5 protein-coding genes are annotated in these 7,352 nt (G+C 57.9%); 4 read left to right on the top strand and 1 reads right to left on the bottom strand.

What is annotated here, in order from left to right; genetic code table 11:
* The 4 genes from KJ653_07125 to KJ653_07110 all read left to right on the top strand — a co-directional run.
* Positions 1–454: GNAT family N-acetyltransferase (locus KJ653_07125; protein ID MBU0685598.1), on the top strand; the 454-nt coding region annotated here is incomplete at its 5' end.
* Between the two features lie 63 nt (positions 455–517).
* A complete protein-coding gene (locus KJ653_07120) occupies positions 518–1,675 on the top strand; it encodes a formate--phosphoribosylaminoimidazolecarboxamide ligase family protein (GenBank protein MBU0685597.1) in 1,158 nt (385 codons plus the stop codon).
* A 153-nt stretch (positions 1,676–1,828) separates the two neighbouring features.
* Positions 1,829–4,810, top strand: coding sequence for a PKD domain-containing protein (locus KJ653_07115; GenBank protein ID MBU0685596.1), 2,982 nt, complete (start codon positions 1,829–1,831; stop codon positions 4,808–4,810).
* Between the two features lie 68 nt (positions 4,811–4,878).
* The gene (locus KJ653_07110) at positions 4,879–5,631 is read left to right on the top strand and encodes a lipoate--protein ligase family protein (GenBank protein MBU0685595.1); all 753 of its coding nucleotides are present in this window, start codon (positions 4,879–4,881) and stop codon (positions 5,629–5,631) included.
* On the opposite strand, the gene KJ653_07105 is transcribed toward KJ653_07110, so the two are convergent.
* A complete protein-coding gene (locus tag KJ653_07105; protein ID MBU0685594.1) occupies positions 5,632–7,350 on the bottom strand; it encodes an arginine--tRNA ligase in 1,719 nt (572 codons plus the stop codon).
* Positions 7,351–7,352: the final 2 nt, after the last annotated feature.

Here is a 7,352-nt window from a genome sequence, read left to right as displayed (position 1 = left end):
CACCATGTGGCGGATGGTGCTCGAGCGGCCTGTTGCTTACGAACACAGGTGCGAGGCATTATCGAGCAGGAACCGCTCGCAGGCCGTCAAGTTGTTCTCCGAGTATTACGACGAATCAACAATGCAGTCCATGTTCCGCCTGCGAAGGTTCAGAACAGACAGGAACTACTCAATCCACCTGATCCAAGGGGGATTCGTCATCACCCGGCTCGAAGGGGATACTGGCCTGATCTTCGACATCTACGTCACACCTTCGGGACAGGGAGAAGGCCTGGGCACTGAGCTCATGAGGTGCGCCCTGACAGATCTCACGGGCAAGGTATCGTCGTGCTACCTCCACACGAGCTACCCGAGGGCCAAGCGCCTGTACGAGAAGTTCGGGTTCAGAGCAGTCTACTCACAGCTGGGCATACGACTGGACGAGCTCGCCTTAGAGCCTCCAGGCGCAAAATAATATACGGCGAGACTGATAACTCGGCCGAGCCCGCTGCTTGCGCTCTTGAAGGGGGATTTCTGATTGATTGCCAGAGAGAAGATATTCGAAATCGTTGATCGGTACGATCTGAGCAAGGCCAAGATAGGCATGGTGGCATCGCACTCAGCACTGGATGTCTGCGACGGGGCCGTCGAAGAGGGCTTCAGGACCGTCGGCGTATGCCAGGAAGGGAGGGACAAGACCTACTCCAAATACTTCAAGTGCCAGAGAGACAAGAACGGCAAGGCGATCAGGGGCGTCGTAGACGAGATGTGGACCTTGAAGAAGTTCAATGCGATGATGGACGAGAAGTTCCAGGCGCTCCTCAAGAGGGACAATGTGCTGTTCGTCCCCAACAGGTCCTTCACTTCGTATGTGGACCTGACGGAGATCGAGAACAACTTCGCGGTCCCCCTGGTCGGCACAAGAGGCCTACTCAGGAGCGAGGAGCGAGGCATGGACAGGGACTACTACTGGATACTCGAGAAAGCGGGCCTGCCCTTCCCAAAGAAGATCGAGGACCCGAAGGACATCGACGGCCTGGTCATAGTGAAGCTGCACCACAAGGTCAAGAAGCTCGAGCGCGGGTTCTTCTCAGCAGCATCGTACCAGGAGTTCAGGGAGAAGTCCCGGGCGCTGATATTCCAGAACGTGATCACGGAGGAGGATCTCGCATCCGCACGTATTGAGGAGTACGTAATAGGCCCGGTGTTCAACCTCGACTTCTTCTACTCCCCCTTGGAGAACATGATGGAGAGGATAGAGCTGCTAGGGGTCGATTGGCGATTCGAAACTTCCCTCGACGGGCATGTCAGGTTGCCCGCGAACCAACAGATAACGCTCCAGGGACAGCAGGCGATCCCGGAGTACACGGTGTGCGGGCACAACTCCGCAACGATGAGAGAGTCCTTGTTAGAGAACGCGTTCTCGCTCGCGGAGAAGTACGTCAAGGCCACTCAGGAGCACTACTCCCCGGGCATCATAGGTCCGTTCTGCCTCCAGACATGCGTCGACAAGGACCTGAAGTTCCATATCTACGATGTAGCGCCGAGGGTCGGCGGAGGCACGAACGTGCACATGTGGGTCGGGCACCCGTACGGGAACACAACCTGGAGGACCAACATGAGCACGGGCAGAAGGCTCGCGATGGAGGTCCGGCGGGCCATCGATACGGATGATATCAATAAGATAGTCACTTGAGCACGAATCGAATGCTGGCTATATGGCAGGGCGTCCGGTCTCATACCTAAAGCTTATAAAGGGGCAATCTATTCGGCGGAATACCTTTTCCCATTAGGGGCCTTTACCGAGGTTCCTTGGAGAGTGAGGGGAAGTCTAATGAGCAGAAATCCAATGAGCAAGCTATCAGCCAGCTTACTAGTGCTCGTCATGGCACTGGCAACCTTGGTTGTCCTGCCCGGACCGAATCAGGGGCAGGCACTGGGGACGAACGACATCTACGTGCCCGTAGTCTCGGGCGGCATACCCGTTTCCGGAGCCACTGTGACCTTGACCAATGTGCACACCGGGGAGGTCATTCAGGCAACCCCTTCGGGCGGCCTCTACCGCGCGGTAGGTGCTCCATCAGGATACTACAGGGTTGACGTGGTTGCAGCCGCATACTACGACGCAGTTGACGTGCGCGGATTCAAGTTCCTTGGGACCACCAGCTACACCGTGAGCCCGCAGATACAACTGACCAAGTTTCCAACAGCGGCCTATTCGTGGAATGTGACCGTCGTCAACGCCGTAGCGCCGCACTGGGCGATCCAGGGCGCGAGAGCGTCATTCTACGACAACGCTGCCCGCGAGAAAGTGGCACTCGATACTGGCCCAACCGGCATTGAGGGATATACTACCGTCGTCATGTTCCCGACCATCAGCCCTAGCATGTACCTGACTGTCCAGGCTGACGGTTTCGAGACCAATGCTACCGCGCAGACGGTCAGCAACTCCAGGTCCATCACGGTCTGGCTCGAGCCGGCCGGTGTCATCAGCGGCCTTGTGACGAACAGCGATAGTTCCAAGCCCGCGACATCGGGAGTAGTCGCATATGCGCTCGACGACGACACCTCCCAGCCGTGGATCAAGAGGCTGTTGAAGAGCGAGGGACTGTCACCTTACTTCGTGTTCAATGCCAAAGTGGGAAACACCTACACGGTCTGTGTTGATGCGCCTGGTCTCGCGGCGAATGTCACCCAGATCGTCGCTACTGGTGCGGTTCAATACCTGACCTTCAATTTGGACAATCAGACCCAGCGGACTGAGCAGGTCGATATGACTCTTGCAGCCGGATACGGCTCTTTCAGTTACAGCCTGGCGACCGTCCTGTCCTACGACGATGCCATACCTGGCATGAACTATAGCGACATCGGCAGCCTGAGGATGCAGATCGACCTGAACGGCTTCGAGGTCCCGGCCGACGGCAGCCTTTCCGTGACGGAGATTGGCAGGTTCACATCCAAGCTCACTGGCTATGGGGTAGCCCACCCGACCAGCGGAAGGCTGCTGACGATCAACAACACGCTATACTCGAGCGGTGTGCCGACCTTCGGCTTCCTGACGGGACTGGGCACTGGGTCGGTCATGTCGACAGACGGCGTTTCCTACTCGTACACGAGCACATACACGGCTGTGGGCTCTGTCGACGCGTCAGCTCCGGACTACATGATGAACGCGACGGCGATGCTTGACTCCTCGGCTGTGCACCATGTGAACAGTATCACTTTGCCGAGCCAATACGAGGCCGTCCAGAACTCCACGGGCGGGCATGTCAATGTCACTGGCTACCACCCCACAGTCATGCTCAGCTCTAAACAGGGCTCGAGCGTGACCGAGTTGGTGCAGGTGTGGATTGAGAAGTCCCAGAAACCCACGGTCAAGGGAAGCATCCAAGTGCTTCCGTCCGCGGTCTACGCGGTGAAGGTCAACGACACCGTTGTGAAGTATGTCGTGAAGGTAGGAGCCAATGCGACGTTCGATGCGAAGGACTCAGTCGACCCGAACGGCAACCCGCTGACGTATACGTGGGATTTCGCGGACACGACAGCCCCAGTCACCACGATGAACAAGACAGTCGTGCACAACTTCGCTAGCGCGTCCGCCCTCAGGCACGTTGTCCTCAACGTCTCCGATGTCTCCGGCCTCTGGAACGTGACTGAACTGAACGTCACATGCGACGGACTGGCTCCAACCCCGGTGATTACATTCCTGAACAAGACCGTGAACGCGACCGACAACTCGATCACGGTCAACCAGCGCGAAGGCTTCGTGCTCAACGCGACCGATTCGACCGATGATGCAGAAGTTGCTGGTGACGGCTTGGGAACAACGTACATAGACTACGTCGAGTTCGACTATGGCGACGGCAACAAGTCCGGCAGGGTCCCGTGGACCCGGGACGAGCAGAATGCGAGCCACGCATATGCGAACGCAGGCGATTTCAACCTGACGCTGAACGTCACGGATGCAGTCGGACACTGGAAGAACACGACGGTCGTAGTTCATGTCAATGACACGACAGCACCGACTATCAGCTTCACAGTCAAGAACGCCACTGGCGGAACCAACCTACTTGAGAACAAGACGATCGTGTTCGATGCCAACCTCACCACGGACAACCTCAACAATGTGAGCCAGATGCACTTCTCATGGTACTTCGGCGACGGTACATGGTTGAATGGCACAGGTGCGGAGGGCATGCTGAACGTCACGCATAACTACACGAGGATAGGTGCCGTGACTGTCTCCCTCAACGTGACGGACCTAGGGGGCAACTACCTCAAGACGCCAAAGGTCATACAGATTGCCTCAGGGCCAAGGCCGAACATGAGGATCGACCGTGTGTACTACGAACCCGGGAACTTCACCGAGGGCGAGAAAGGGTACATCATCGTGAACATGACCAACACCGGCAGCGCGGCCGCGAGCAATGTGATGCTGTACATCTACCAGGTCAATGCGGACGGGAGCCAGAAGCTCCTGACCACCTGGAACACCTTCTTGAACGGTTCGTCTACTGTGACCGTGGTGGAGGTAGGCGGCAAAGCACAGGCGAAGATCCCGTGGACCTTCGACAACAAGGGCACATACACCTTCAAGCTGAATGTCACGAGCCAGGACCAGCTGAGCCAGAACAAGTACACCGCGAGCGGCGACCTCGCGCTTCATGTGAAGGAGGTCGGTTGGAAGAAACTCCTCCTGTGGGGCGGCGTCGCAGCGGTAATCATCCTGGTCCCGCTGGCCATATTCCTGAGCCGCAGATGGTCCAAGCGCGAGAAGAAGGGCTTGAGGCGCGAGAAGAAGGTCGTGAAGGAGAAGGACGAGGACCTGTAGTCGACTTCCTGTCCGAAAACCGCACAAACCTCTTAACTACACTTTTCATTATCTTCTGATGAGCAATCATGCCGAGAAGATGGCGGCTGGTCGACAGCGGGCTCGTGCCTCCTGCCGAGTCTGCGGCCCTGGACGAGGCCGTCCTGGAGGCGCATGTCCAGGGAGCCGTTCCAGGCACGCTTCACTTCTACAGACGGTCCGTGCCCACGGTCTCCATCGGGTATTTCCAGAAGGTGGCGGACTCCGTCGACCTCCTCGAATGCCAGAGGAGGGGCGTCTCCATAGTGAGGCGCAAATCTGGTGGGAGCTCGATATACACCGACTCAGGGCAGCTGATCTACGGCCTTGTCATCGACGGATGCGATGTGCCGGAGGACAAGAGCGCCTTCTGCGTAATCTGCGAGGCGCTCGCGCGCGCCCTCAGCTCCTTCGGGGTCGATGCGCGGTACCGTCCTCCGAACGATGTTGAAGTGGGCGGACGGAAGCTGTCGGGCAACGCGCAGCTGATGAGGAAGGGGTCGGTGCTTCAGCACGGGACGGTCATTGTCGACACCGACCTCGCGACCATGGACGCCGTGCTCAAGCTGGCTCCCGTCAAGGATCGAAAGGTCGCCAAACCGTCCGACCGCGTCACGACCTTGAAGTCACTGCTTGGGCGCGCTCCGTACATGGGCTCCGTCAAGAGCAGCATCGTCAAGAAGATCTCCGAGACGCTCGACGCCGAATTCATCCCAGGCGATATGACCGACGCTGAACAGGGCCATGTGAAGAGGCTCGTCGCGGAACGATACTCCAGGGACGAATGGAACATGAAGCTCTGATCACATCTCTTCAGGACCTTCGAGTCCCAGGCAGTTGAGCGCGTTCTTGAGCGTCCACATGCTGGCCTCGACTAGGGCCAGGCGCGATTCCCTCGCCGCTCCCTCGGATTTGAGGACCGGCACGAATCTGTAGAACTGGTTGAACTGGGCTGCGAGGTCCTGAACGAAGACCGCGAGCAGATGTGTCTTCCTGTCCTCCGCGCATTCTGCTATGACTGAGGGGAAGCTGGCGATCATCTTCGCCAACTCCTTCTCGCTATCGTTCACGAGCTGCTTCGAGTCGAACCTGCGTTCCCATTCGCCGGCCTTGGCTAATATGGAGCATGCGCGCGCATGCGCGTATTGGACGAAAGGCGCGCTGCTGCCCTCGAAGTTGAGCGCATCCTCCCATTTGAATACGATCTGCTTCTCTGCCTGTATCCTGGCGATGTTGTACCTGAGTGCCCCTATGCCCACTATGTTCGCGATCTCCTTCATGCGCTCCTCAGTGAGGTCCGTCCTGCGCTTCTTGACCTCCTGAAGGGCCCTGTCGACCGCTTCGTCTATCAGGTCGTCGAGGTTCACGACTCGTCCCCTCCTCGTGGACATCTTGCCTTCGGGGAGAGAGACGAATGCGTAGTAGACGATCTCGGGCTTCCTCTCGACTCCCATGATGGACAATGCGGCCGAGAGCTGCTGCATCGCCAGCTTGTGGTCCTCTCCCAGGATGTTTATTGCGACATCGGATCTGCTGAACTTGTCCATGTGATACGCCAGGTCCCGGGTAGTGTAGACGGATGTGCCGTCTGCGCGGGTGAAGAACCATTTGGTCTCCCGGCCACTGATGCCGAAGCTCTCCAACTCGAGGTAGTGGGCGCCGTCGAGCTCCCTGCTGAATTCCGAGTCTTTCAGTTTCGCGATGATCTTCTCGACGCTCTTGTCAGCTACGAACTTGGATTCCCAGGTGAAGACATCCACATTGACATTCAACCGTCCGAGGCTCCCTACGATGGCTGACAAGACCTTCTGGCAGGATTCTCGGACCAGGTTCACAGTGGCATGGTCCCCGTGCTCGAGCTTGTACAGCATCTCGTCGACTTCTCCGACCAGTTCCGGCTTCTCCTCTAGCAGCTTGTTGGCCTGTTGGTAATAGAGAACGTACCTGTAGTCGTCCTTGTCGCGCTCAGGTTCTGCATCGAGCTTGAGGTGCTTCACCCCCCAGCTCATGACCACCACCTGGCGCCCGACATCGTTCACATAGAACTCCGTTGCGACATCGTATCCCGCCTGTCGCAGGATCCTGGCGAGAGTGTCGCCTATGATCGGGTTCCTCGCCCTTCCCACATGCATTGGTCCGGTCGGGTTGACGCTTGTGTGCTCGACGAGTATCTTTGCCTTCCCGTGCTCGGAGGCGCCGAACCTGCCTTTCTTCGCGAGCGCGTCGTCTATCGATGTCTGCGCGAGCTTCTCGAAGCTCACTCTGAAATTGACATAGCCGCCGTTCGTCTCGACCTTCTCGATCATCCCGTGCGGCTTGATCCTTGACGCGATGTCTTTCGCGACCGCGTCCGGTGACTTCTTCAGTTTCTTGGATAGCGGAAAGCACGGGAAGGAGAGGTCCCCCATGCCGGCCGGGGGCCTGTCGAGGACCATTGGCGTCTCGACCTTCAGCTCCTTGAGCGCGCCCGCGACTGCCGATGAGATCTCTTCTTTGAACGTCTGGAACGGGTCCTTGGTCATGT

The sequence above is a fragment of the Candidatus Thermoplasmatota archaeon genome (assembly GCA_018814355.1).
GTDB lineage: Archaea > Thermoplasmatota > Thermoplasmata > UBA10834 > UBA10834 > COMBO-56-21.
This window is presented reverse-complemented; position numbering and strand designations above follow the sequence as displayed.

Excerpts from the sequence above, each read along its gene's own strand:
- KJ653_07115 (MBU0685596.1), top strand. The coding sequence starts at position 1,829 with ATGAGCAAGCTATCAGCCAGCTTACTAGTGCTCGTCATGGCACTGGCA.
- KJ653_07110 (MBU0685595.1), top strand. The coding sequence starts at position 4,879 with ATGCCGAGAAGATGGCGGCTGGTCGACAGCGGGCTCGTGCCTCCTGCC.
- KJ653_07105 (MBU0685594.1), bottom strand. The coding sequence starts at position 7,350 with ATGACCAAGGACCCGTTCCAGACGTTCAAAGAAGAGATCTCATCGGCA.